The sequence below is a fragment of the Bradyrhizobium sp. CCGUVB14 genome (assembly GCF_024199935.1).
Lineage (GTDB): Bacteria > Pseudomonadota > Alphaproteobacteria > Rhizobiales > Xanthobacteraceae > Bradyrhizobium.
In genome coordinates this window covers 5523136-5548370 of record NZ_JANADS010000001.1, presented here as the reverse complement: position 1 = coordinate 5548370, position 25235 = coordinate 5523136, and the positions used below count along the sequence as shown (strand labels likewise).

Here is a 25235-nt window from a genome sequence, read left to right as displayed (position 1 = left end):
CCGTGCCCGTTGCTGCGTCGGGCTGAAACGGTCTCGCCTCAGATGCAGAGGCCGAGCAGCTTGACGTGGCAGTTGCTGGCTTTGGGCTTGCTGGCGGGCGTGACCTCGCGTTTCACGGCCACCAGCGGCTCGCTGTCCTTCTTGCCCTTACCGTTGCCCTTGCCCGGCTTGGGCTCGTAATCGCCGGCGATCACCATCGCCCAATAGGTGCGCTTGCCGCTGGCGTTCTTGGCGCTGGCGATCCCAACGCGGGAGGCGTTGTGCAACAGCAGATTCTTGCGGTGACCGGACGAGTCGATCCACTGTCCCAGCGTCTTCTCAAAGTTGTCGTAGCCGTAGGCGATGTTCTCGGCGGCGCGGCCTGCGCCGGATGGCGCGACGCGCCTGTTGAACGGGCCGAGGGCGTCGTGGCTGAGATCATCCTTCGCCGCCATCGCACGGGCCTGGTCCATGGCAATGCGGTCGAGGGTTGTGTCGCGTACGACGCGGCCCTCACCATGCTTCGCCCGAAAGCCGGAGATCTGTTCAGCAGGGGACTCTGCGGCCATGCCAGGCGTGGTTGCCAGCAGCACGAGCCCTGCGATCAGCAGGGCCGCGCGGCACCTTATGGTCCCCCAGCTCGTCATCGTTCCCCGAGTCAGTGCAATCCCCGGCTTCTCCACCGGCATTGTGGACGCTTCAAGGCGCCGCCCATCCCGTCATCTAACTGGTGGGCAGGTCCGCCTCGAAGTTGAAGCGATCGCGCAGGTTCTTGCGCTGCTCCAGGATGTCCTTGAGGAAGGCGCGGTCCTGGTCGTTCTTCATCATCGGCTCGATCAGGTCGAGCTGGTTCATGGCAACCAGTTGCAGGATCTCGGTGCGCGGCTTGCCGGTGGTGTCGCGCGGCAACGCGTGCACGACCTGGATGTGTTCCGGCGGCTTCGGACCCTTGGCAGCCGTGAGCTCGTTGCGGAGCTCGCCTTCGAGCGCGGTCTGATCAGCTTCCACGAAGGCATAGAGCCCGACGCCCGAGCGGCGGTCGGCGAAGGCGACGATGGCGGTATCGCGCACGGCGGGGTTTTGCCGGATCAACGCGGCCAGCACCGGCGCGTCGTTGACGAGACGGCGGCCGCCGCCCTCGCGGTCGGTGAAGTTGAACAGGCCGCGGGTGATGGCGCGATAGACCTTCTTTCCGGTGGCAAGCCACAGGCTCGCGGCGAAGGATTTCTTGGCCAGGATCTTTCGCTCGCGCGGCGTCAGCGCCTCGGGCGCGTAGGAGCGCTTGTGCTTGAGCAGATGCCGGAGGTCTTCGTAGGCGAGGATGCGGTAGAGCCGGCCGCGCCGGTTGAAGCAGGCTGCGAGCTGGAAGTCGGTGACATAGGCGCGCCCATCGCGGCCGACCAGCCAGTTCTGCTCCTTGGCGAGATCGTTGTGGCAGATGCCGGCGCGGCGCAGCCTCCGCAGCGCCGCCTTGGCTGAACGGAAATAGGCGAGGTCGCCATGGGGTTTTGCCAGATGCAGCGCGACGCCGTCGACGAAGCCGCGCACAAGCGCGCGACGGCCGGCCCAGAGCAATTCAGGGCCGACATTGAGGCCCTTTGCCAGGGCGAGTGCGTGCTTCTCGCGCGCAAACAGATGGCGAGCGAGCAGGAACGACCACCACGGCACCTCGTCGAGGCGGCGCAGCACGGCATCGACCTCGCCGCTGTCGCCGCGAAAACGGCCGCGCTCGACGGTCGAGAACACGTCACGTTTGAGCAGCACGCCCTCGGTCCAGCGCGCCGAGAGCACCGCGGCGTCGTCTTTCGGGAGACTCATCGAAAACTCACGCGGCTGCGGCAATGCGCAAATGATCGGCGATCCAGCGATCGAGATCGGCGAGCGCCAATGCGCTCATTGCCTGCTTCTTGGCCACCGTCTTCTCGTTGCCACGAAGGCGCGTGCCGTCGGGTTTCTTCGTCGGCGCGGTTGCGAGCGGTGGAAACAGACCGAAATTGATGTTCATCGGCTGGAACGAGCGTGTGCCCGGCTCGATGGTCTCGATGTGGCCGCCGGTGATATGGCCGAGCAGGGATCCGAGCGCCGTCGTGCCCGGCGGGCTCGCCAGTGTCTCGCCGCGCGCGTCGGCTGCCGCGTAGAGGCCGGCGATCAGGCCAACGCTGGCAGACTCCACATAACCCTCACAGCCCGTCATCTGGCCGGCAAAACGCAGCCGCGGCTGCGCGCGCAGGCGCAACTGGCTGTCGAGCAGCTTTGGCGAGTTGAGGAAGGTGTTGCGATGCAGGCCGCCGAGACGTGCGAATTCGGCTTTCTCCAGCCCCGGAATGGTGCGGAAAATGCGCTGCTGCTCGCCGTATTTCAGCTTCGTCTGGAAACCGACGATGTTGTAGAGCGTGCCGAGCTTGTTGTCCTGGCGCAGCTGCACGATGGCGTAGGACTTGGTGGTGGGATCGTGCGGATTGGTGAGGCCGACCGGCTTCATCGGGCCGTGGCGTAAGGTCTCGGGGCCGCGTTCCGCCATCACCTCGATCGGCAGGCAGCCGTCGAAATAGGGCGTGTTGGTCTCCCATTCCTTGAACTCGGTCTTCTCGCCTGCGATCAGCGCGGCGACGAAGCCGTCATACTGCTCCTTGTTCATGGGGCAGTTGATGTAATCGGCCCCGTTGCCGCCGGGGCCGACCTTGTCGTAGCGCGACTGGAACCAGGCCACCGACATGTCGATGGATTCGCGATGCACGATCGGCGCAATCGCATCGAAAAAGGCGAGCGCGTTCTCGTCGGTCAGCGCGCGGATTGCATCGGCCAGCGGCGCGGAGGTGAGGGGGCCGGTGGCAACGATGACGTTGCTCCAGTCGGCCGGCGGCAGGCCTTTGATCTCGCCGCGGGCGATCTCGATCAGGGGATGGTCGTTCAGCGCCTTGGTGACGGCCGCCGAGAAGCCGTCGCGGTCGACGGCGAGCGCGCCGCCGGCGGGCACCTGGTTGGCGTCGGCCGCGCGCATGATCAGCGAGTCGAGCCGGCGCATCTCCGCATGGAGAAGGCCGACCGCGTTGTTGGCGGCGTCGTCCGAGCGGAATGAGTTGGAGCAGACGAGCTCAGCGAGCCCGTCGGTGCGGTGCGCCTCGGTCATGCGGTCGGGCCGCATCTCGTGCAGCACCACGGGCACGCCTGATTTCGCCACCTGCCAGGCGGCTTCGGAACCGGCAAGGCCAGCGCCGATCACGTGCACGATATTGGATTGGGGTCCTGTCATGGGGCGGACAGGTAGCGCTTTTCGGCGGCCAGTGGAATCGCAGAGATCGAGTTTTCTGCCGCTGAAAACGACAGCGCCCGCACGAGGCGGGCGTTATCGGTTCGTCCGGTGAAGGGCTGAACGATATCAGCCCTGATACTGGCCGGCGGCAACGCGCGGGATGTCCGAGCGATCGAGGCCGATGTCGGCCAGTTCGCGATCGCTGAGCTGGGACAGCTCGGCAACGTTGCGCTGATAATCCCGGAAAGCCTGGATCATGCGGATGAGCGAGAGCAGCATTGGTAGTCTCCTGTAGTTCGATTCAGCCCTTGCCTGGGCGTCATCGTTGAAATGAATATAGGTGAGAGTAGTGCAGTGCGAAAGTTCCGATGTTGCGATGCAGCTAAGCGGACGGCGCATGGCTAGGGTAAGGGACGATTAACCTGTCGGCACGCCCGCCCAACTGCTAGGCGAAAGGAGCGGCACGGTGCAATAAAATACCGTGAAATCACGGGTTTATAGCAAACCATGCGGTTCCGATGCTCCTGGAAATAAGTTGCGTTTCCGTGACCTGCAAGGCGATGTGCCAGCTTCTAAGCCCAAGTCTCTCATGCGCGAATCGCATGAATCGACGATTTATAGTAATGAATATATGTTCACTATAACTTTGAAGGCACTGTTGATCTGGAGGGCCGCCGCGACGCTTCTGGGGAGTTCAGCGGGACGGGATTCTGCGGGAGATTGGCCTTGCGGATCGGGTGGAGGCGGGAGCCCTTCCCTCGTTGATGCAGTGCACACACGTCGTGCGTGCAGACCCGGATTACAAAGTTGTAATGAAAATCAGAAATTTCGCATGCGGCTCTGCGCGGCGCGCAACATCACGCAATTCTCGCGGGGAATTTATTGCGGCAAGTTGCCGCGTCGGCAGCAAAGTCATGTTGCAGATTCCGGCAATGTCGCTGGGTCTGTCCCAAGAGCAAGAGAAGGAAAGTAACATCATGACGAAGTTACTCGGGGTTATCGCAATTGCCGCCGTCGCATTCGCCGTCGCGCCGGCCCAGGCTGCCAAGCACAGCATGGGTGGCTGCAGCGGAGCCAACCTGGAGAAGACGGAGACAGCGATCGAGGGCATGCCCGACGGCGACAGCAAGTTCGTCGCCGAGAAGGAGATCACGGCTGCGCAGGACGCGCTGCTCAATGGCAAAATGGGTGTGTGCGGTGCGCACCTGAACAAGGCGATGCAAGCCACCATGGGCAAGTAAACGGGTAGGTAAACGCACACCCAAGAGAGGGCCGGTCGCGAGGCGATCGGCCCTACGCGTTTTTGTACCCGAGCGGTGTGCCTTATGGCGCGTGGGCGAGCTGGGTGGCAAAGTAGGCCACCGTCCTCGAATAGACCTCGCTCTTGTTCCACTGCTGGAGGACCGCGAAGTTCGGGCTGCCCGGCTGCCAGTCCTTGCCCTTCTGCCAGCCATAGCCCGCAAGATAGTTCGCCGTGGAGGCCAGCACGTCGGGTGCGTTGTGCAGCAGGTCGCGCTTGCCGTTGCCGTCGAAATCGACGGCATATTTCATCCAGGACGACGGCATGAACTGGGTCTGGCCGAGCTCGCCGGCCCAGGCGCCCTTCATGTCGGCGGGTGCAAGATCGCCGCGCTGGACGATACGCAGGGCATCCATCAACTCGCCGCGAAACTGCTCGGCGCGTCGGCAATCATAGGCCAGCGTCGCCAGCGAGCGGATCGTCGCGAACTTGCCGGTGTTGACGCCGAAATCGGTCTCGAGACCCCAGATCGCAACCAGCACCTCGCCTGGCACGCCATAGGTCTGCTCGATGCGCGACAGCACCGAGCCGTACTGCTTCATCATGTTGGAGCCGCGCGTCATCCGCGGCGGCACCATGCGACCGGAAAACTCCTCGAAAGTCTGGGTGAAGACCTTTTGCGATTTGTCGCGGTTGAGCACGCTCTGGTCGAGCGTGACGCCGGCAAGCCCGGCGGCCACCGCCTGTTGCGAGATGCCCTTGGCCACGGCCTCGGTTTTGAAGTCGGCGAGCCAGGCGTCGAAATTGCCCGAACCGCAGGCGACCGCGGAGAGCGCGGGTTCGGCTGACAGGATTGACGCGGAGAGGGCGAGGGCTGCGAGAGCGAGACGAGAAATCGTCAGGGTCATTCGAGTAAATTGATTCCGTGAAGTGACATGACCGGCGGCGGCAATCTCGGTTGTAACAGCGGCCAAAGCAAGGCGTATGACATCAACCGACCCCGCCTGGGGCCTCCGGGGCGGGATCGGTTGTAACAAGATCGTCAGGCTCTGGCCCTATTCCCTATTCCGCCAGGGGAAGAGGTTGGCGGGGAAGTCTGCCGCCGGCTTGCGCGGACGCTGCGGCGGAGGCGGCACCGGCCGTGCACCGGGCTCGGAGACGATGACCTTGCGGTAGAGATGCCAGGTCGCGTGGCCGAGCAGGGGGATGACGACGGCGAGTCCGAGAAACGCGGGGATCGTTCCGAGCGCCAGCAGCACCGCCACGATCAGGCCCCAGGCCGCCATCGGCACCGGGTTCTTGGCGACGACGCGGAGCGAGGTGACCATCGCCTCCAGCGCGCCGGCATGGCGATCGAGCATCAGGGGGAATGAGACGGCGCTGATGCAGAGCGCCGCGAGCGCAAACAGGAAGCCCGTGCCGCAGCCGATCACGATCAGCCACCAGCCCTGAGATGTCGTCAGCACGCGCGTCACGAAATCCGAGATTCCGCTGACGCCTTCATAGCCGAATGCAGCAACATAGATCGCCTGCGCAGTCGCGACCCAGGTCACGAACAGCGCGAGCAGCAGTGTGCCGAGGCCGAGCATGGCGCCGAAGGAGGGCGAGCGCAGCACGTCCATGGCATCCCAGGCGCTGGCCTCTTCATATCGCTCGCGACGGCTCGAGAGCTCATAGAGGCCGAGTGCTGCGAACGGGCCGATCAGGGCGAAGCCTGCGGCCAGCGGAAACAGCAGCGGGATCACGGAATAGCCCATCGCGACGCGCGCGATCACGAGCCCGAGCACCGGATAGATCACGCAGAGGATGATGGCGTGGCTCGGAACCGCCTTGAAATCTTCCCAGCCGCGCTTGAGCGCGTCGTGCAAGTCGGAAAGTTGGATGGTTCGGATCACCGGTCCAGCCGCCTCTGCGGTCTGGCCCATCGTGGGGACATTGCCCTGGTAGAGTGTGGCCATGGTCGACTTGCTCCCTTGCCGCGCAGCCGAATTCGGCGCCGACAACGGCGCAAGCGGCCGCTTTCTGAGTTTTGCGAGTCCAACCAGACGCGAATTCCGGATGGCATCGCGAGCTGAACGGGAAGCGTACGCCCATTTCCGAGTCCTGTCCCTCACGCTTGGGTGAGATTCGTTGCCGCAGTGCAACCGCGATGACGTCATCCGGTCGTCATTTCGCCGCAGATAAGCTCATGCTGTTTGTGGTTCGCGGAACTTCGCGGGCGCAACGACGTAACTTCGTCTATAAGTGCCCACTCAGGGCCTTCCAACGGGATCCTTTTCGGGGAGCAGACATGAGCATTTTCGGGAAAATCATGGGCGCAATTTTCGGCAGCCATCCGGCTTCCGCTGCGCCCGCCGGCGGCGCACCCGCGGGCAGCGCGCCGGCAGGGACCGCGTCGGCGCCTTCGGCCGCGCCGGGCGCTGCACCCTCCGCCGCGCCCGCAGCGACTGTGGACGTTGCTGCCATCGTCGACAAGCTGGTGGCTGCCCAGAAAGAGAAACTGGAATGGCGGACTTCGATCGTCGACCTGATGAAGGCGCTCGACATCGATTCGAGCCTTGCCGCACGTAAGGATCTCGCCAAGGAGCTCGGCTATACCGGCGACATGAACGACTCCGCCAGCATGAACGTCTGGCTGCACAAGCAGGTGATGTCCAAGCTCGCTGCCAATGGCGGCAAGCTGCCGCCCGAAATCAAACACTGACCGAGGCGCATCGGTCGACGCCAAGCAACCAAAAAAGGGCCCGCGATCTCGCGGGCCCTTTTGCGTTCAAGCTACGAGATCCGCATCCTCCGGATGCTTGTCGAGATAGTCGACGACGAAACCGCAGCCCGCGATGACCTTCCTGCCGTCGTGGCGGATCAGGTCGAGCGCGCCCTTGATCAGCTCGGACGCAATGCCGCGGCCGCGCAGCGCATGCGGCGTCTCGGTGTGGGTGATGATGACTGCCGACGGTGTCAGCCGGTAATTGGCGAAGGCCAACTCGCTGCCGACATCGAGCTCGAAGCGGCTCCTGTCCTTGTTGTCGCGTACCGATGCCGCCATGCCTGATCCTTCCGAAGCGATGCTCATGCCCTGATCTAGGCGCCTGAACCCAGCCTTGCCAAGGCGCGACCAAGCGAGGTCGCTGCAGGGGAGATATCTGCAAAATGCGTGTCCCGCTCGCTCTCATGGCCTTGCTCGCCGTACTTGTCTCGACGGCGCCGGTCCAGGCAGCCGAGGGCGGTCCGGCCTGGGAGGCCTGTGTCGGGCTGACCAGCACCCCGGATGAGCGGGTGAAGGCCTGTTCGGCCGTGATCGATACCAGGAGCGAGACTGGCCGGAGGCTCGCCGGCGCCTACTGCAATCGCGGGCATGGCTTGACCGAGAGGCGCGAGCTCGATGCCGCACTGTCCGACCTCGACGAGGCGGTCAAGCTCGATCCGGCCTACGCCTGCGCCTTCAACAATCGGGGCCGCGTCTACGGCTTCAAACGCGATTATGATCGCGCCATTGCCGATTACGACCAGGCGATCACGCTCGATCCATCGCTGGCGATGGCCTACAGCAATCGCGGCGAGTCCCGTTTCAACAAGGGTGATCTCGACGGCGCCATTGCCGATTTCGACGCCGCGATCAAGCGCGACCCCAACTACGCCATGGCCTATGCCAATCGCGGCTACGTCTATGCCCGCAGGCACGACCTGGCCCACGCGCTCGCCGACTACACCACGCGGATCAAGCTCGCGCCCGATCTGCTCGCCTATATCGACCGCGGCAACGTCTATCGCGACAGCGAGCAGCTTGACCGCGCCGCCGCCGATTGTGGCGAGGCGATCCGCGTCGCGCCGACGGATGCCCGTGGCTGGCGCAATCGCGGCATGATCAGGCTCTACCAAGGCGACAACAAGGGCGGCCTCGCCGATTATGACAAGGCCCTGCAATACGATCCTGCCGACGTGTTCTCCTGGAATAATCGCGGCCAGGCCAGGATGCGGCTCGGCGACAAGCAGGGCGCGATTGCCGATTTCCGCAAGGCGATGGAGCTGAAGCCGGGCCTGCAGACGGCGCATGATGCACTGCAGAAGCTTGGTGCGTTGTAAGCGGGCGTTCGATTGTCTCACCGATCAAAACGTTGGTCCGTCTTGCAATTGTGCGCCGGTTCCCCACGTCTTGTTACAGGACATACGCCCGAATGCGGCCGGCAGGGTTGCTAGACATTCGGAGTGTCATGATCGCCAGCCGCCGACGTATGCCTCTTTTGTAGGAGGTTACGATGTCGGACTTTGGTTTTTTGAATACTCATCGAACATGGGAAGACTGGTGTGGGATGCTGCTCGGCGCGCTGGTTGTCGCGTCGCCGTGGTTTCCCGTCCAGGATCGCGCAGGAATCATTGGAAACGAGATGATGGTCCTGCACACGGTCACGATCGGCCTCGTCATATTTGGCCTCAGTCAGCTCGAATATGTCGCGTTGCGGCGCTGGCAGGAGGTCGCGACGATCCTGGTCGGGCTGTGGCTCATCGTCTCGCCCTTGATGCTTGGCTATTCCGGCGAAGGTTTTCTCCGGATCTACCATACGAGTCTCGGCGCGGTGGCGGTGATCCTCGGCGTGCTCCAGCTGTGGCAGGACTGGGATCTGAGTGACCAGGATATGCTCAAGCACGGGCAGTAGGTCTTGGATTTCGGCAGGCCCGCTGCGCGGTCGGCGGGCCTGAGCCTGGTTATCTCTTCACCAGATCCGCATACTCCGGATGCTTCTCGATCCACGCCTTCACGAACGGGCATTCCGGGACCAGCTTCAAGCCGGCCGCGCGGACCTGGTCGAGCGCGCCTTGCACCAGCTTTGAGCCGACGCCCTTGCCACCGAGCTCTTTCGGCACGTCGGTGTGCTCGAAGGTAATGACATTGCCGTCGAGCTTGTAATGCTCGGTCGCGAGGTGGCCCTCCACCTCGAGCTCGTAACGGTGATGGGCCTTGTTGTTGATCACGTCGCTCATGATGTCTCCAGTCAGCTCTTCAGCGCGTCCGTCAGCATGTTGCGGATCGACCAGGCCTCGCCGTCGGAGGAGCCCTTGATGTCGTCGATCTTCCAGCTGTTGGCCTCGCGCACGAAATCGTAACGCACGATCTGGTCGGCGGGTTTGCGGTCGTTGCGGTGGCCGGTGATGGTCACCGCGAGCGTCGCCTTGTCGGCCTCCGTCTTCTCCGCGTCAACCTTGAACGATTTTACGTCAGGTTCCTGCGAATTGGTGACGGGATCGAAATCGATCGGCCCGACGTCGCCCTTCGGCGTATGCGCATCCGCCTTGGCCCATAAGGCGACCAGGGCCTTGGAGAGATATTTTGCTTTCGCGGCCTTGTTCTCGGTGACGAAGGCGGCGCCCCCATCGCCCTTGCCCTTGGCTGCGCGGGTGTAGATCGCAGTCAGGATGGAGGCGGGATCGCTGGCGGCGGGCGCCTGAGCGAAGGCTGGCGTGGCGGCGGCGAAGAGGGAGGCGGCGATAAGGCTGCGACGGGTGAACATGGATTGTCCCTGAGATAAACGGCACGCGACCATAGGCCGGAATGGCCCAGTCAGCGCGGTATCTCAGTAGACCGAAGGACGCGCGGTTCGGTTCAATCCGCCGCCTTGGCGAGGCGCGAATCTTCCGGCTGAGGCCTGGCGGGGAGGCAGCCCTGGCAGATGACGAGCGAGCGATTGACCTTGGCGTCCTGCTCGGCCTCGATGCCGTCCTGAGCCTGCCACCACTCCTTCGAATAGGGCTGGAGCCCGGCTTGCGCCCCGGCACGCTCGGATGCGGCGGCCGTGCGTGTTGCCCGCGATGGCTGGGCGGTGGTACGCGGCTGGTTCGGATCTGCGCCAGCGCCATCCCAGGCATAGCGCGCGGGCTTGAAGGCTGGATCGGAGGCGAGATGGGCTTGCGGGGCCACCGCGCATCCGGCGAGCGCCAACGACAGCAGCAGGAAGGCGGGCGCTTTGACCATGATGGGGCACTCTGTACGCAAGGACTGATGCAGGTTGCGCCGATCATGTTTAAAATTCCCTGAACGATTGCGGCTGCGCCCGCGACCAACGCGCATGCGATATCTGATCGTTCTGCTCACGATGCTCACGGCCGCCGCACGCGCCGATGAGGCAAAGCCGTTCAATCCTGCCGACTATCCGCCTGCCGTGCAGAAAGCGCTGCGTTACGCCAATGAGGAATGTGACAGCCAGGGCGGCGGCGCGGTAACCTTCGCGCCGGACACGGTGCGTCAGGTCGACCTGACCGGCGACGGCCGCGACGATTACATCGTCGATTTCCGCGACACCAAGTGTGGCGAGCGCGAGAGCACCTATTGCGGAACCGGCGGTTGCGTGCTGGACATCCTGGTGACGCGGCCGGACGGCAGCGTGCGCGCCGTGTTCGACGGCTACGTCCGCAGCTACAGCATCGTGGCTCCCGCGATGAAGCGAGGTGCGGGGCGCGTCATCCGCTTCGACCTGCACGGCAGCTATTGCGGCGGCTTCGGTGTGCAGGCCTGTGTCAAGGAAAAGGCGATTACGGCGACGCCGTTCGAGTTCAGGAAACCGTAGGGCTGGTGCCCGGCCGGCGGTCTTGCTACGCCGCTCTCGATGACGATAAATGGGCTCCAATGAGCGGGCGGCTTGCGTGCCGTCTGCCGTCGAAGAGGAAGCCCGATGCAGCCGCTCCGCATGTCCCGCCGCGTCATGAATCTCGCCCATATGCTGACCCAGAATGCGCGGCGGCATGGATCACGCCCCGGCTTCGTCTGGGGTGACAAATCCTGGACCTGGCGCGAGATCGATGCGCAGGTCTCCGCACTGGCCGCGGCGCTCGCTGCGCGCGGCATTGCCAAGGGCGACCGCATTCTCGTTCATTCCAAGAATGGCGACGAGATGTTCTTCTCGATGTTCGCCGCGTTCCGGCTCGGCGCAGTCTGGGTGCCCACCAATTTCCGCCTGATGCCGGATGAGGTGGCTTATCTTGCACAGGCCTCCGGTGCGAAGGCATTTCTGTGCCACGTCGATTTTCCCGAGCACGCGGCGGCCGTGACCGGTGGTGCGCTGGAGTTCACCTGGAGCATCGACGGCAAGGCTTCGTTCGCCGAACGCTCGGTGGCCGACGCCATCGCTTCGCAGGCAGGCCAAATGGTCGACAACGTCGCGGTCGAGCATGATGATCCCTGCTGGTTCTTCTTCACCTCCGGCACCACCGGCCGCTCCAAGGCCGCGGTACTGACCCACGGCCAGATGGGCTTTGTCGTCACCAATCATCTCGCCGATCTCACCCCCGGCGTTACGGAAGCGGATGCGTCGCTGGTGGTGGCGCCTCTGTCGCATGGCGCCGGCGTGCATCAGCTGGTGCAGACCGCGCGCGGCGTCTGCACCGTGCTGTTGCCGACCGAGAAATTCGACATCGATGAGGCGTTCCGCCTGATCGCGACGCACCGGGTCGGCAATCTCTTCACGGTGCCGACGATCTTGAAGATGATGGTCGAGCACCCCGCCGCCGACAAATACGATCATTCCTCGCTGCGTCACGTGATCTATGCCGGCGCGCCGATGTATCGCGAGGATCAGAAGGCCGCGCTGAACAAGCTCGGCAAGGTCATCGTGCAGTATTTTGGCCTCGGCGAGGTCACCGGCAACATCACCGTGCTGCCGGCGGCGCTGCACGATCCCGAGGACGGCCCGCATGCGAAGATCGGCACCTGCGGCTTCGAGCGGACCGGCATGCAGGTCTCGATCCAGGACGACGAGGGCCGCGAGCTCAAGGCGAACCAGAGCGGCGAGATCTGCGTGATCGGGCCTGCGGTGCTCGCCGGCTACTACGATAACCCCGAGGCCAACGCGAAGGCGTTCCGCAACGGCTGGTTTCGCACCGGCGATCTCGGCCACATGGACGAGGAGGGGTTCGTCTACATCACCGGCCGCGCCTCCGACATGTACATTTCCGGCGGCTCCAACATCTATCCGCGTGAAATCGAGGAAAAGATCCTGACGCATCCGGCGGTCGGCGAGGTCGCCGTGCTCGGCGTGCCCGATGCGACCTGGGGCGAGGTCGGCGTCGCCGTCTGCGTCGCGCGCGAGGGGACGAAGCCTGTGAGCGAAGCCGAGATGGCGGCGTTCCTGCTGCCGAAGGTGCCGCGCTACAAGATGCCGAAGCGGTTCTTCTTCTGGGAGGCGCTGCCGAAATCCGGCTATGGCAAGGTGCCGAAACGCATGGTGCGCGACGAGCTCGAGGCGCGCGGGCTGCTCGATCTCGACAAGACCAAGGCGGGCTGAGTTGACGTGATGCGGAGTATCAAGCAGCCGGGCGCGCCCGTCACTGAGCGTATCCAATGGGTGGAGGCGAGGGGGCGCGCCTTTTCGTTCACGGTTGATGCAGGCCTGCCGCTGCTGGAAGCCGCGCGCCGCGGTTTTGCGGCGGAAGGCTTTACCAGCGGTGTGCTGAATTTCGGCCACGGCGCGCTCGGGCCGTTTGGTTACGTGATGCCGGCGCTGTCCAAGACAGGCGAGAATGCGGCCTTCTACAGCGATACCTATCGGCCGGCGGGGGTGACGCGCACCAGGCTCGGCAGCATGACGCTGGGCATGCGCGACGGCGCGCCGTTCTATCATTGCCACGGGCTGTGGACCGAGGCGGACGGCAAGGCGAGCGGCGGCCACATGCTGCCGGACGAGACCGTTGTTTCTGAACCCTTCGAGGTCCAGGCTTTCGGCATTGATGGTGCGATGTTCACGGCGGAGCCCGACCTAGAGACCAATTTCAAGCTGTTCGGGCCGGTCGCCGCCGCGCGCACCGGTGCGCGCACGACGAGCCGCGCTTTCGCGCTGCGACTGCGGCCCAACCAGGATTTTGCCGGCTGCCTCGAAGCTTTCTGCAGGGCGCACGGCATTGCGCGCGCAAAAATCCACGGCGGCGTCGGCTCGACCATCGGCGCGCGCTTTACCCATGGCGGCGTGATCGAGCCGTTCGCCACGGAGCTGGCGATCACTGCTGGGACGATCGCACCTGATACATCCGGCGCGCTGGAGGCTGCGCTCGACGTCGCCCTCATCGACTACACCGGTGGCATCGCCGAGGGCCGCCTGGTCCGCGGCGACAATCCGGTGCTGATGACGATGGAGCTGGTGCTGGAGGCGCTGGAGTAGCGCGAGCATGCGTAGTGGACCGTGATTGACGCTTGCTCTCTCCGTCGTCATTGCGAGCGCAGCGAAGCAATCCAGAATCTTTCCGCGGCAATAGTCTGGATTGCTTCGCTTCGCTCGCAATGACAGAGAGTGATCACCACGGGCTGGCGCGCATTTTCGCCATGGCCAGATATGTCGATTCACTGAAGCCTGATGTCCCCGAGCTCGATCCCTGGAAGAGGTCGAGCACGGGCGAGTAGGTCTGGCTGGCGTTCTTCGCGTCATACATGGCCGAGAAACGGCTCAACAGCTTTGCAACCTTCGTGGGATCTCCGAGATCTTTGAGATTGAGGTATTTCTCCACGATCTTGGCCTGCTGATCGATCTGCATCGACGCCATCTGATCAGGTAAATCGAAGGTGGTTCGAAACACCTCCGAGAGAGCTTTGTCGGCCAGGATGTCGTATGCGGAGGTGATTTCCCCCGCCTTTCGCTGAAAGTACAGCGCAAGACGCACGCCGGGATTCGTATCGCCCTGCTGCTGTTCCAGGCTTTGCTCGAGATAGTTCTTCTGCGTTGCCAGGAATTGATCGCGCTTTTGCGGGCCCACCATTGGCAGGCGCGCGACATTGCCCTTGCTGTCGAAATTGAACGACGCCGCGATCTCGGCAAAGCGTGGGTCGCTCTCCGTGTTCGCGAAGCTCTTGGGATCGTTCAGATCGGAGGCGAAGATCTTCTTGAGATAGGCGGTGCTCACTTTCGCGGGGTCGAGACCCTTGGCGACAAGAATGAAGTTGACCATCTTTTTGTTCGCGAGGAGATCGGAAACGCTGTCGATGTCGCCTATCGACTGTTGATAGTCCGTCGCGTCTTTCTGGGCTTGAGCCTTGACTTTGGCCTGGTCCTGCTTGCTTGCATTCTTCAATTTTTCAATGACGTAGTCCTTGGCGATATCGAGGACTTCGGCCGAACCCTGGGCGGTCAGGGGTGTCGTCAGATTGCCCTTGGCGTCAAAGTTGAACGCGCGCGCGAGCTTGACGTATCGATTGTCCTTGAGCGTATAGACGTAGCTCTTGGGGTCGTTGAGGTCGCTTTCGAGAACAGCCTTCACTGTGGACTGTGAGACCTTTGTGGGATCGAGGCCTACGGCTGCCAGCGCGAAATTGTAGGCACCTGGTGTGGACACGAGCGTCTGGAGCGAAGTCACATTGGGGATGAATTTTCTGAATTGTGCGATGACCAGAGCTTCCTGCAACGGGCTTGCTGCCGCATAGACGGCCGACTTGCTGTCGTCAAAACTCTTGGTCGTGCTGGCGATGTTTGCGGCGGTCTGCGCCGGGGTCCCCGTTGGAAGCGAACCGTCGGCCGAAAACTCGAACGCTCCGGCCAGATCCATGAAGTTGCCGGTCGCCGCAATGGCATCGTTGGTGCTGGAGATGGTGCTTGCGGCCGACTGCAGGTGATATTTTTCGACCAGTATCTGCACATTCAACTGGGCAACGTCGGCGCCGGGCTGCGACAGTTGCGCGGTGTAGTCGGCGATCTTCGAGCTGGCGTCGGTTGCATCCGATTTGGCCTGGGCCAGCTGGGCGTTCAGGCCACCTAGCTGGGAAGCGAAGGTGGTGTTGACGTAGCTGTTCGGATCGGACGGATCGCTGGTCAGGACCTGCTTGATGGTGTCACGCGGCCACTTGCTCTGGTCGATCCCGAATGCCGAGGCGACATAGTTGCGAAGACGATCGTCGTTGAGAAGCTGGTCGGCACTGGTCACGCTGCCGATTGTGGCGTTGTAGTATTTCGTGTCGGCGGCAACAGCATCGACGTTGCTCTTCATGGCTGCCGTGTACAGCCCGATCATGTCGTCGGTCTGGTTGTCCGACTGCGCAACCTTCGTTTCACCGCCACCGAACGAAAATGCGGCGGCAAATTCCCGGTAGCGCTTGTCGATCAGCGTGTTGGCAAAGCTTTTGGCGTCCGAAAGATCGCTCTGCAGTACCTTCTTCATGAAGGCCTTGGCGTAGGCCATGTCTTCCAGGCCGTAGGCTTTCGTGACGTAGTGATACAGGCGGTAGTCGTTCATCAGGTCGTCAACGGAGTGCACCTTGCCGATGTTGGCTTTGTAATAGGCAGCTTCGCGCGACACGTCCGATTGCTGCGCCACCCGCGTCAGGGTCTGTGCGAGATTGCGCGTGACGTAGCTATAGCCAAAATAGGTGGACACCATGGGGAATTCCTGACGGCCCGGCGGGGCTTGTCGGAGGGTCCTGGACGTCCGTCAATCATTGCCGGGTCGCAAGGCAGGGACTGGCCTCATGCCAGCAGACAGAAACATTGTTACAATTTATTGCTGCGATTCTGGGTAACAACTTTAGGTGTCGCTTGCGCCCAAGTGCCGCATCGCGCGGACCTGTTTGGCAAGCCACCCGCAAGCTTCGTGTTTTAATCAACATCTTGGGATTGCGGACACAGACTCTCATCCTCGCGGCGCGCCGTGCCCGAGCTTTGCGGTCGTCACCGCCCTCAAAAGTGCCGAGGGCGCAGGGAAGACCGGGTGCCGGCTGGCACCCGCGGTCCACTGTGCGAAGGTTGCGCTACAAGAGGCTGCACAGCGGCATACAGGTGAAGCCAAACATCCGGCCTTCCCTGCGCAGTGGTTTGACGGCTTATGTCGTGATCTCCCCGGGGAGCGATGCACTATTGCCCCCGTCGCCTTGCAGATGGCTGACACGCAGACCCGGTTGGGCGATACGCATCACCACAAGACTTGGCGCACAGGCTCCGGGCGCCAGGACCACACGATTTTGCCGTACGCCGATCACACCGGTCGTGCGCGCGACGGTCTCGCTCACGGTTGCCCGCCCTGCAAAACCCTTCGCGCCGATGTGACCCACGTCCACCACGTCCCATCCCGCGTGTCGTGACGATCGCGATAGCGCCCCTCGGCTGGGTTGGGATGGTCGGAATATGATGTATTTCCGAATTCGAGTAAAGCGAATTGTTTTGCCGTGGAAGCATTGACCATCGTCTGGCGTGTTTTGCCCGCCGGGCGACGCAAGGGCTTGTGGGGCGCGAGCGTTGCGGTCGCCATGCCGATGCCACGAAGCGGTCTCCCCACGGCCCGAAAATGCGTTACCATGGCGTCAGCGCGCCTCAAGTCGCGCATGGTCAAAGGACGAGGAAACGAGATGAGGATGACGATCGGTAGGGCGATCGCCGGGGTGGCGGTGCTTGCGGTGGCCGGAATGGCTCTGACTACAGCTTGGGCTCATGGACCGACCCGGCAGAAGGTGCGGGAATCCATCGAAATCAACGCGCCGCCGGCCAAGGTCTGGGCGGTGATCGGCAATTTCCAGGACATGAGCTGGCTTCCGCCTGTGACCAAGACCGAGGGCGAGAAGGGCAACGACATTGAAGCGACGCGGCGGCTGACCCTGACGGGAGGTGCCACCGTCGACGAGGAGCTCTACAAGTTCGACGCCGCCGCGATGACCTATTCCTATCGGATCACCAAAGTCGACGTGAAGGTGCTGCCGGTCACCAATTATTCCTCGACGCTCACGGTGACGCCCAGCACCGACGGCAAGGGCACGACGCTGGAATGGGCCGGTGCGTTCTACCGCGGCTTTCCCAACAACGATCCGCCGCCGGAGCTGAGCGACGAAGCCGCGGTCAAGGCGGTGAAGGGGCTTTATCAGACCGGCCTCGAAGCGCTGAAGAAGAAGATCGAGAGCGGAAGCTGACCGTGCGGGCCCTGGTCCTGGCGGCGCTCGCCGCCGGTCTAGCTAGCGTCAGCGGCGCCTCTGCCGAAGAGGCGTTCGTCACCAATCAGCTCAGCGACGATCTGATGGTCGTGGACCTCGCGACGGCGCGTAGCGTTGCGACCATCCCGATCGGCGGCAAGCCGGCCGGCGTGGCCGTCACCGCGGACGGCCGCTTTGCCTATGTCACGAGCCCGGACGCCAAGGCGGTGACGGTGGTGGACGCCGCAACGCGGCAGGTCGCCGGCCGTATCGAGGTCGGCGGCGGGCCGCTCGGCATTGCCGTCTCGCCCGACGGCAAGACGGTCTATGTCGCCGACTGGTATGCGGCTGCGGTGCGGGTGATCGATGCGGCGTCGCGCAGCGTGACCGCCAGCGTCGCGGTCGGCGCCTCGCCGTCGGGGCTCGCGGTGACGCCGGACGGCAAGCTGCTGCTCTCGGCGGACCGCGATGACGACAGCGTTTCGGTGGTGGACACCGCGACGCGCGAGCGCAAGGCGGTCGTCAAGGTCGGCACCCGTCCGTTCGGTGTCACCATCGACGCCGAGGGCAAGCGCGCCTACACCGCCAATGTCGGCTCCAACGACGTCTCGGTGATCGATATCGCAGGCGGCACCGAGATCGGCCGCGTGCCGGTCGGGATGCGGCCCTATGCGGTGGCGCTGACGCAGGGGCGCGGCTTCGTCACCGACCAGTATGGCGGCACGGTGAGCGTGTTCGATGTCGCGACCCTGAAGCCGGTCAAGCGCATCAATGTCGGCGACTATCCCGAGGGCATCAACGCGACCGCCGACGGCAAGCGCATCATCGTCGCCTGCTGGGAGAGCAACACGCTCGACATCATCGATGCGGCCGAGATGAAGGTGATCGGCGAGGTCAAGACCGGCGACGGCCCGCGCGCATTCGGGGCGTTCTTGCGGAAGACGGAGTAGGGCGGATTAACGCACGCTGCCGTAGGGTGGGCAATGGCGCAACGCGCCGTGCCCACGAGACTATCGGTGGGCACGCTGCGCCTTGCTCACCCTACGGCACCTTCGATGCCGCAAAATCGCGCAGCTTCACGAAAAAATCCTTCAGGATCGGATTGCGATCCACATAGGTCACGTAGCGGATCGGGTGCCGCCGTCGGTCGACGCTCCAGGTCATCTGATCGGTGAGAACCGGGGCAGGGATGATCACGCTCGGCGCCCACAATGGATTGAGCAGCCAGCCGACCGGCGCCATGTCCCAGATCTCCTTGGCCCAGCCCATGTGATCCTCGGAATATTCCTTGAACCTCTGAGCGAGGAACGCGCCGATGCTGCCATGCGGCTCGACGTAGCGCTCGATCTCCGGCACCGTCGAATGAAGGCGCGAGGTAACGCCCCTGCACGGCACCAGCACAAGCGGGACGCCGCTGTCGAGCAGCACCTGCGCGCCGCCGACGTCCTGCTTGAGGTTGAACTCGATGGTGTCAGGCCAATCCAGCGCATGGCCGCCGAGCCACACCACCACGATGCGGTCGATGATATCGGGCGCCTTGAGCAGCGCCGAGGCGACGTTGCTGATGGCGCCGATGGCGATGACGTAGAGCGGGTTGTCCGGCGAGCCTGCACGGGCCCGGGCGACGAGGTCGTCTACGGCGGGGCTGGCCGGGCCATCTTGCCGGGGCCGACATAGTCGATGACGCCGCGATGCACCAAGCCATCCGGCGCAACGTTCAGGCGCTCCAGCAGGCGCAGGATTTCCTGATAGCTCAGCTCCATGCCGTGGCCGGGACTGTCCGCACGCGCATTGAAGAACGGCGCGGCGTAGATCGCCTCGACGTCAAACCGCTCCGGCGACAGCAGCATTTGCACCAGCGCGAACTGGTCGTCGATCTCGTTGTAAGTGTCGGTGTCGAGCACGACACGCAACCGGCCGGCCGGCGAAGTGAGGAGCTTGAGGCGGGCTGCGTACGTGAGTGTCATTACCGTCTCCCCAGCGCGGGCTCTTGCGCTTCAGATTTTTGCCGGCGTCCGGCCGACCGCATCCGCGATCTCATCCATCTGCGCGAACATGTAGTCCGGCGCAAGCGCCTGCAATGCTGCAGGCGCTGCGTAACCCCAGCTGACCGCGCCGCAGGCGATGCCCACCGCGCGCGCCGCATCGATGTCGCGGACCTCATCGCCGATCGAGATGACTTTGGTCGGCTCCACGGCGGCGCGCCGCATCACCCGGCGGAATTTGGCCGGTTTGCCGAACACCGAAGCCGCGCAGTCGAAATGCGAGAAAAGGGAGGCGACGTCGCCGAGCTTGGCCTTCGCATTGACCTCGCTGTCCGACGTCACCAGCGCGAGCTGTATGCCGTTCCCGGAGAGTGTCCGCAGCATCGCCTCGGCGCCCGCAAACAGCGAAATCTCCGCCGCCGCTTCGCCCTTCAGCCGCCGCGCATGGCGCGCGATCGCCGGCAGCTTCCACAAGGGCACTTCGAGCCGGGAGAGAATCTCCCGTGTCGAGGCATGCCGTAGCCCCTCGACATCCTCATCCCGAACGCGGCGAAAGCCGAAGCGATCGGCAACGTCGTTGATGGTGCGCAGGAACCAGGGGAAGCTGTCGACGAGCGTGCCGTCGAGGTCGAAGATGGCGAGGGAATAGGGCATGAAGGAGGGGCAGTTCGCTGACAAGCAGTGTGGCGTGCAATTGTTCGGCAGAATTCGAGTATAGCCATGCGGCATGAGCGTATTGAAATCAACCCGGCGATCATAGACGGCAATTGTCACCGCAACTTGCGGACGTGAACATTGATATCAAGATCGATGTTGCTGACGCAGGTCTGAGTGGTTCGGTGAGAGCCACCCTCGTGCCAGCGGCCATTGCGGGCCTGCGCAGCGCTCACGTTGGCCAGCTTCAGACATCGCCATTGCGGTAGTGGCCCGCTGCTTTCGCCGGCAAACTGCCAGGCCAGCACGGCTTCCTCGCCGCTCTTGTTGGTGCCGATGATATGCGGGCAAAGCTCGCGGTGGCGGCCCTCGTAGACGCATGTCACCTGTTGCTCGGCGAGGATGGCTTTGCGGAAGAGCGTATAGGTTCGGCTGGGCATCGGTCCCTCCAGATCACCTCAGCTGGCATTGTCGAACGCTTAAGTGTAGAGGTGCGGGATTGGAAGGGAAGCCATGCCGATCAACGACACCCAGCTCAGCAAGTTTCTGAGCCTCGTCCTGCGCCACCAGCCGGACGCGATCGGGCTCGTGCTCGATTCGCAAGGTTGGGCCGGAATCGATGATCTGATCGCCAAAGCAAGCGCCGCCGGCACGAAGTTTGGCCGCGACGATCTGTTGCGTGTCGTCGCGGAGAGCGACAAGAAGCGTTTCTCACTGTCACCCGACGCTGAACGCATTCGCGCCGCACAAGGGCATTCCTTCTCGGTTGAACTTGGCCTGGCCGCGCAAGAACCGCCTGCGACGCTCTATCACGGGACAGCAGTGCGGTTTCTGGAGTCGATTCTGTCGGAGGGCCTGAAGCCCCAGTCCCGCCAGCAGGTACACCTTTCCGTGGATGAATCGACAGCCCTGCGTGTTGGGCAGCGCCACGGAAGGCCTCACATCTTCAAGATCGATGCGGCTGCCATGCATGCGCGTGGGCTCAAGTTCTATCGCGCTGACAATGGGGTGTGGCTGACCGATACCGTTCCGCCGGAATTCTTGGCATCGACCACCACCGAATGAGGTAACGGGCATGGGAAGAGGAGACCCAGTCCACCTTAGGATTTCCAAACGGTCACCTCGGTCCAACCAAGCTCGGCGAACTCGGTAGCTCGAAGCGGCGCTTCTCCCTCTGCGAAGAACTCATCGAGCTGGGGCGGCGCAACGCCCGTTTCGGACAGCATGGCGTGCGCCTGTCCGCGGTGATGCATCTGGTGCTGAAATAGATGCATCAGCAACCGGTCGCGACGCTCGGTCTGGACGCTGGTGTCGCGGTTGATCCGGACCGTGCCGTCGAGAAGCTCGGGCGTCAGCACATCGCAAATGGCGAGCAGGCGCTTGTCCATGGCGGCTTGGGCGGGTTTCAGCTCGGAAAGCGAGGGATACGGCACCTCGTTTTCCCAGGCACGTGGTCCGAGCCAGCCGCCCTCCAGTGCATCGATGTAGAAGAGATCGATGACATAGATGTGGTTCAGCGTGCGTTGAACGCTCGGGAAGAAGCCGGTTCGCCCGGCTTCGAACTCGGCCTGGCTGAGACCGGCGCAGGCGGTGAGAAGGCGATGGTTCGCCCAGGCATTGTTGTGAGCGAAGGCGCGGTAGGTTTGCACAAGTCCAGCGGACATGTCGGTTTTCCTCCGGGATCAACGCCAAACCGCCTGCACGTTCTGATCCTACGAGCTTTTGCTGGATCGAAGTAGCCACAAGACCTGGTCACGGTATTGGGCTGGGAAAACGATCGAAAGCGGATGTTGCTCCGACCTCGACATCTTGCGGGTGGCGCTGTTCAGTATGGCAACGTAGACGATTGCGTTCCGTACATCGTCAACGAGCGGCAGGTCGTCGTGTTTCACGAGTACCCGGCCAGTTGGCAACCAGGATAGATCGCAGATGCATTCCTCGAGCGCATCCCAATTTCCTCCAAAATAGTCCGGAAATCTGAGCTGCGTCGCGATCGTGGCTAGAAGCGCCGTCTTGTGCGCGATCTTCCCAGGGACGTTGGCGCGTACGGCAGCGTCGGGAGATGCGACATCATCTCCAAATTCAAAACCGTACGGCATCGCGTCGTCACTCCGCCGCCTCGCTCGTGCTCCTTCGCTTCGGCTTCCGCGCCTTCTTCAGCACTGGCTCCAAAAACTTTCCGGTGTAGCTCCGCGCTGCCTTCACGATGTCCTCCGGCGGGCCCCAGGCGACGATCTCGCCGCCGCCGTCGCCGCCTTCGGGGCCGAGGTCGATGACCCAGTCTGCGGTCTTGATGACTTCGAGATTGTGCTCGATGACGACGACCGTGTTGCCCTGCGCGACCAGCTCGTGCAGCACTTCCAGCAGCTTCTTGACGTCGTGGAAGTGCAGGCCGGTGGTCGGCTCGTCCAGGATGTAGAGCGTGCGGCCGGTGGCGCGCTTCGACAGCTCCTTGGCGAGTTTGACGCGCTGGGCTTCGCCGCCCGACAGCGTCGTCGCCTGCTGGCCGACATGGATGTAGTCGAGGCCGACGCGGTGCAGGGTCTGGAAGGTCTCACGCACGCGCGGCACCGCCTTGAAGAACTCGGCGGCTTCCTCGACGGTCATGTCGAGCACGTCGGCGATAGACTTGCCCTTGAACAGGACTTCCAGCGTCTCGCGGTTGTAGCGCTTGCCCTTGCAGACGTCGCATGTGACGTAGACGTCGGGCAGGAAGTGCATCTCGATCTTGATGACGCCGTCGCCCTGGCAGGCTTCGCAACGGCCGCCCTTGACGTTGAAGGAGAAGCGGCCGGGCTCGTAGCCGCGCGCTTTCGCTTCGGGCAGACCGGCAAACCATTCGCGGATCGGCGTGAAGGCGCCGGTATAGGTCGCCGGGTTCGAGCGCGGGGTCCGGCCGATCGGCGACTGGTCGATGTCGATGATCTTGTCGATATGCTCCAGGCCCTCGATGCGGTCATGCGGGGCGGCGCCTTCGCTGGCGCCATTCAGCTTGCGCGCGATCGACTTGTAGAGCGTGTCGATCAGCAGCGTCGACTTGCCGCCGCCGGACACGCCGGTGACGGCGGTGAACAGGCCGAGCGGAATTTCCGCCGTGACGTTCTTGAGGTTATTGCCGCGCGCATTCACCACCTTGATGGTGCGGCGATGGTTCGGCGGACGCCGCTCCGGCACCTCGACCTCGAGCTCGCCGGTGAGATATTTGCCGGTGAGCGATTTCGGGTTGCGCATGATCTCGGCGGGCGTGCCTTCGGCGATGATGTTGCCGCCATGCATGCCGGCGCCCGGACCGATATCGAGCACGTGGTCGGCGAGCAGAATGGCGTCCTCGTCATGCTCGACCACGATCACGGTGTTGCCGAGGTCGCGCAGTCGCTTCAGCGTGTCGAGCAGGCGTGCGTTGTCGCGCTGGTGCAGGCCGATCGAGGGCTCGTCCAGCACGTAGAGCACGCCGGTCAGGCCCGAGCCGATCTGCGAGGCCAGGCGGATGCGCTGGCTCTCGCCGCCGGACAGCGTGCCGGACGAGCGGGAGAGGGTGAGGTAGTTGAGGCCGACGTCGAGCAGGAAGGTGAGGCGTTCGCGGATCTCCTTGAGGATGCGCCCCGCAATCTCGTTCTGCTGCGCGTTCAGCGCCTCCGGCACGGTCTCGAACCAGGCGCCGGCATTCTTGACCGACAGCTCCGAGATCTCGCCGATATGCTTTGCCCCGATCTTGACGCAGAGCGCCTCGGGCTTGAGCCGGAAGCCGTTGCAGGCGCCGCAGGGCACGTCGTGGAAATACTTTGCCAGCTCTTCGCGGGCCCACTCGCTCTCGGTCTCGCGATAGCGGCGGTTGATGTTGGTGATGACGCCTTCGAACGGCTTCTTGGTGTCGTAGGAGCGCACCCCGTCCTCGTAAGAGAACTTGATCTCGTCCTCGCCGGAGCCATGCAGGATCGCGTTCTGCGTCTTCTTCGGCAGATCCTTCCACTTGGTGGTCAGCGTGAACTTGTAGTGCTTGCCGAGCGCGGTCAGCGTCTGGGTGTAATAGGGCGACGACGATTTGGCCCAGGGCGCGATCGCGCCCTTGCCGATCGCGAGCTCCTTGTCGGGGATGACGAGGTCCTCGTCGACATGCTGCTCGACGCCGAGGCCGCCGCAGGCCGGGCAGGCGCCATAGGGGTTGTTGAACGAGAACAGGCGCGGCTCGATCTCGGGAATGGTGAAGCCGGAGACCGGGCAGGCGAATTTTTCCGAGAACAGGATGCGCTCGGGCCCGCTCTTGTCGTGGATCTTCGCGGTCTTCTTTTTCTCTTCCGCAGGCGCAGCAGCGGCCGGCGCATCGGCATACTCGATCACCGCGAGGCCCTCGGCGAGCTTCAGCGCGGTCTCAAAACTTTCGGCGAGGCGCTGGCCGATGTCGGCGCGCACCACGATGCGGTCGACGACGACGTCGATGTCATGCGGGAATTTCTTGTCGAGCGTCGGCGCCTCCGCAAGCTCGTAGAAGGTGCCGTCGATCTTGACGCGCTGAAAGCCCTTCTTGAGCCATTCGGCGAGTTCCTTGCGGTACTCGCCCTTGCGGCCGCGCACGACGGGGGCGAGCAGGTAAAGGCGGGTGCCTTCCGGCAGCGTCAGCACGCGGTCGACCATCTGCGACACGGTCTGGCTCTCGATCGGCAGGCCCGTGGCCGGTGAATAGGGCACGCCGACGCGCGCCCAGAGCAGGCGCATGTAGTCGTAGATCTCGGTCACCGTGCCGACGGTCGAGCGCGGGTTCTTCGACGTCGTCTTCTGCTCGATCGAGATTGCCGGAGACAGGCCGTCGATCTGGTCGACGTCAGGCTTCTGCATCATCTCGAGGAACTGGCGGGCATAGGCCGAGAGCGACTCGACATAGCGGCGCTGGCCTTCCGCGTAGATCGTGTCGAAGGCGAGCGAGGATTTGCCGGAGCCTGAGAGGCCGGTGAATACCACCAGCTTGTCGCGGGGAATCTCGACGTCGATGTTCTTGAGGTTGTGCTCGCGCGCGCCACGGATCGTAATTGCGCGCAGGCTCGAGCCCGCGTTCTGCTGTTGGCGCTTCGCCTTGATCACTTCATCCATCCGAGTTGCCCTCAAGGAATCCCAAAGGTGCGCGATCGCGCCGACATAAAAGGCGCGCTTCGCCCGGAACCGGGATCGGCGCCGATGGGGTTGTCAGCGAACGTAGGAAGAACGGAGACGGATTTCCAGAGGGACTTGCGAATCGTCAACGGATTGTTGGCGCTCTGGCGAGACTTG

The 25235-nt window shown here is 63.5% G+C and carries 27 protein-coding genes and 1 pseudogene; 10 read left to right on the top strand and 18 right to left on the bottom strand.

The annotated features are described in order from the left end of the window. Positions 1–38: 38 nt before the first annotated feature. The 4 genes from NLM32_RS25850 to NLM32_RS25835 all read right to left on the bottom strand — a co-directional run bounded on the left by NLM32_RS25850 (position 39) and on the right by NLM32_RS25835 (position 3511). Positions 39–626, bottom strand: a complete 588-nt coding sequence (locus NLM32_RS25850) for a CAP domain-containing protein (RefSeq protein WP_254135423.1) — start codon at positions 624–626, stop codon at positions 39–41. Between the two features lie 76 nt (positions 627–702). After that, positions 703–1797 (bottom strand): serine/threonine protein kinase, encoded by a 1095-nt coding sequence (locus NLM32_RS25845; protein ID WP_254131663.1) that lies wholly within the window; start codon positions 1795–1797, stop codon positions 703–705. A gap of 7 nt (positions 1798–1804) precedes the next feature. Next, positions 1805–3232, bottom strand: coding sequence for a methylenetetrahydrofolate--tRNA-(uracil(54)-C(5))-methyltransferase (FADH(2)-oxidizing) TrmFO (trmFO, locus tag NLM32_RS25840; protein WP_254131662.1), 1428 nt, complete (start codon positions 3230–3232; stop codon positions 1805–1807). Between the two features lie 126 nt (positions 3233–3358). After that, positions 3359–3511 (bottom strand): DUF1127 domain-containing protein, encoded by a 153-nt coding sequence (locus tag NLM32_RS25835; protein ID WP_007590701.1) that lies wholly within the window; start codon positions 3509–3511, stop codon positions 3359–3361. Positions 3512–4146: 635 nt separating this feature from the next. Here NLM32_RS25835 and NLM32_RS25830 point away from each other — a divergent pair. Beyond that, positions 4147–4473 carry a hypothetical protein gene (locus NLM32_RS25830; protein ID WP_254131661.1) on the top strand — a complete coding sequence of 109 codons (327 nt, stop codon included), beginning with the start codon at positions 4147–4149 and terminating at the stop codon, positions 4471–4473. Between the two features lie 82 nt (positions 4474–4555). Here the strand turns inward: NLM32_RS25830 and NLM32_RS25825 are convergent, their stop codons facing one another. Beyond that, a complete protein-coding gene (locus NLM32_RS25825) occupies positions 4556–5380 on the bottom strand; it encodes a lytic murein transglycosylase (RefSeq protein ID WP_254131660.1) in 825 nt (274 codons plus the stop codon). A gap of 147 nt (positions 5381–5527) precedes the next feature. Further along, positions 5528–6430, bottom strand: a complete 903-nt coding sequence (locus NLM32_RS25820; RefSeq protein WP_254131659.1) for a DUF2189 domain-containing protein — start codon at positions 6428–6430, stop codon at positions 5528–5530. Positions 6431–6762: 332 nt separating this feature from the next. Here NLM32_RS25820 and NLM32_RS25815 point away from each other — a divergent pair, with 332 nt between their 5' ends. Then, positions 6763–7176 (top strand): DUF3597 domain-containing protein, encoded by a 414-nt coding sequence (locus NLM32_RS25815; RefSeq protein WP_254135422.1) that lies wholly within the window; start codon positions 6763–6765, stop codon positions 7174–7176. A 66-nt stretch (positions 7177–7242) separates the two neighbouring features. On the opposite strand, the gene NLM32_RS25810 is transcribed toward NLM32_RS25815, so the two are convergent. Continuing rightward, positions 7243–7518 (bottom strand): GNAT family N-acetyltransferase, encoded by a 276-nt coding sequence (locus tag NLM32_RS25810; RefSeq protein WP_254135421.1) that lies wholly within the window; start codon positions 7516–7518, stop codon positions 7243–7245. A 104-nt stretch (positions 7519–7622) separates the two neighbouring features. On the opposite strand from NLM32_RS25810, the gene NLM32_RS25805 reads away from it, so the two are divergent. Continuing rightward, positions 7623–8555: a tetratricopeptide repeat protein gene (locus NLM32_RS25805; protein WP_254131658.1), complete on the top strand. Its 933-nt coding sequence runs from the start codon at positions 7623–7625 to the stop codon at positions 8553–8555. A gap of 173 nt (positions 8556–8728) precedes the next feature. After that, a complete protein-coding gene (locus tag NLM32_RS25800; RefSeq protein ID WP_254131657.1) occupies positions 8729–9127 on the top strand; it encodes an SPW repeat protein in 399 nt (132 codons plus the stop codon). Between the two features lie 49 nt (positions 9128–9176). Here NLM32_RS25800 and NLM32_RS25795 read toward each other — a convergent pair whose 3' ends face one another. The 3 genes from NLM32_RS25795 to NLM32_RS25785 form a co-directional block, all read right to left on the bottom strand. Then, positions 9177–9452, bottom strand: coding sequence for a GNAT family N-acetyltransferase (locus NLM32_RS25795; protein ID WP_254131656.1), 276 nt, complete (start codon positions 9450–9452; stop codon positions 9177–9179). Between the two features lie 11 nt (positions 9453–9463). Then, positions 9464–9979 carry a DUF3828 domain-containing protein gene (locus NLM32_RS25790; RefSeq protein WP_254131655.1) on the bottom strand — a complete coding sequence of 172 codons (516 nt, stop codon included), beginning with the start codon at positions 9977–9979 and terminating at the stop codon, positions 9464–9466. A 92-nt stretch (positions 9980–10071) separates the two neighbouring features. Next, positions 10072–10440 (bottom strand): hypothetical protein, encoded by a 369-nt coding sequence (locus NLM32_RS25785; RefSeq protein WP_254131654.1) that lies wholly within the window; start codon positions 10438–10440, stop codon positions 10072–10074. 94 nt (positions 10441–10534) lie between these two features. Here NLM32_RS25785 and NLM32_RS25780 point away from each other — a divergent pair, with 94 nt between their 5' ends. The 3 genes from NLM32_RS25780 to NLM32_RS25770 all read left to right on the top strand — a co-directional run bounded on the left by NLM32_RS25780 (position 10535) and on the right by NLM32_RS25770 (position 13615). Beyond that, positions 10535–11032: a hypothetical protein gene (locus tag NLM32_RS25780; protein WP_254131653.1), complete on the top strand. Its 498-nt coding sequence runs from the start codon at positions 10535–10537 to the stop codon at positions 11030–11032. A gap of 105 nt (positions 11033–11137) precedes the next feature. Next, the gene (locus NLM32_RS25775; protein WP_254131652.1) at positions 11138–12745 is read left to right on the top strand and encodes an acyl-CoA synthetase; all 1608 of its coding nucleotides are present in this window, start codon (positions 11138–11140) and stop codon (positions 12743–12745) included. Positions 12746–12754: 9 nt separating this feature from the next. Then, positions 12755–13615 (top strand): PCC domain-containing protein, encoded by an 861-nt coding sequence (locus tag NLM32_RS25770; RefSeq protein WP_254131651.1) that lies wholly within the window; start codon positions 12755–12757, stop codon positions 13613–13615. Positions 13616–13748: 133 nt separating this feature from the next. Here NLM32_RS25770 and NLM32_RS25765 read toward each other — a convergent pair whose 3' ends face one another. Then, entirely contained in the window at positions 13749–15818 is a 2070-nt protein-coding gene (locus NLM32_RS25765; protein WP_254131650.1) for a DUF1217 domain-containing protein, read from the bottom strand. Between the two features lie 961 nt (positions 15819–16779). Between NLM32_RS25765 and NLM32_RS25760 the strand changes: the two genes are divergently transcribed. Together NLM32_RS25760 and NLM32_RS25755 are read left to right on the top strand one after the other, a co-directional pair. Beyond that, on the top strand, positions 16780–17334 hold the full coding sequence (locus NLM32_RS25760; protein ID WP_254131649.1) for an SRPBCC family protein: 555 nt from the start codon (positions 16780–16782) through the stop codon (positions 17332–17334). 2 nt (positions 17335–17336) lie between these two features. Then, entirely contained in the window at positions 17337–18284 is a 948-nt protein-coding gene (locus NLM32_RS25755) for a cytochrome D1 domain-containing protein (RefSeq protein ID WP_254131648.1), read from the top strand. Positions 18285–18375: 91 nt separating this feature from the next. Here NLM32_RS25755 and NLM32_RS25750 read toward each other — a convergent pair. From NLM32_RS25750 to NLM32_RS25735, 4 genes and pseudogenes are all read right to left on the bottom strand, one after another. Next, a pseudogene (locus NLM32_RS25750) lies at positions 18376–18936 on the bottom strand (nucleoside hydrolase); the annotation flags it as partial. Positions 18937–18968: 32 nt separating this feature from the next. Beyond that, entirely contained in the window at positions 18969–19301 is a 333-nt protein-coding gene (locus NLM32_RS25745) for a hypothetical protein (protein WP_254131647.1), read from the bottom strand. A gap of 30 nt (positions 19302–19331) precedes the next feature. After that, a complete protein-coding gene (locus NLM32_RS25740) occupies positions 19332–19973 on the bottom strand; it encodes an HAD-IA family hydrolase (protein WP_254131646.1) in 642 nt (213 codons plus the stop codon). 116 nt (positions 19974–20089) lie between these two features. Then, the gene (locus NLM32_RS25735; RefSeq protein WP_254131645.1) at positions 20090–20413 is read right to left on the bottom strand and encodes a hypothetical protein; all 324 of its coding nucleotides are present in this window, start codon (positions 20411–20413) and stop codon (positions 20090–20092) included. A 73-nt stretch (positions 20414–20486) separates the two neighbouring features. Between NLM32_RS25735 and NLM32_RS25730 the strand changes: the two genes are divergently transcribed. Continuing rightward, a complete protein-coding gene (locus NLM32_RS25730; protein WP_254131644.1) occupies positions 20487–21038 on the top strand; it encodes an RNA 2'-phosphotransferase in 552 nt (183 codons plus the stop codon). Between the two features lie 35 nt (positions 21039–21073). Here NLM32_RS25730 and NLM32_RS25725 read toward each other — a convergent pair whose 3' ends face one another. The 3 genes from NLM32_RS25725 to uvrA are packed head-to-tail and all read right to left on the bottom strand — an operon-like array spanning position 21074 to position 25058. Then, positions 21074–21637 carry a DinB family protein gene (locus tag NLM32_RS25725; protein ID WP_254131643.1) on the bottom strand — a complete coding sequence of 188 codons (564 nt, stop codon included), beginning with the start codon at positions 21635–21637 and terminating at the stop codon, positions 21074–21076. A gap of 48 nt (positions 21638–21685) precedes the next feature. Further along, a complete protein-coding gene (locus NLM32_RS25720) occupies positions 21686–22072 on the bottom strand; it encodes a barstar family protein (RefSeq protein WP_254131642.1) in 387 nt (128 codons plus the stop codon). Between the two features lie 7 nt (positions 22073–22079). Further along, positions 22080–25058: an excinuclease ABC subunit UvrA gene (gene uvrA / locus NLM32_RS25715; RefSeq protein WP_254131641.1), complete on the bottom strand. Its 2979-nt coding sequence runs from the start codon at positions 25056–25058 to the stop codon at positions 22080–22082. Between the last annotated feature and the right edge of the window lie 177 nt (positions 25059–25235).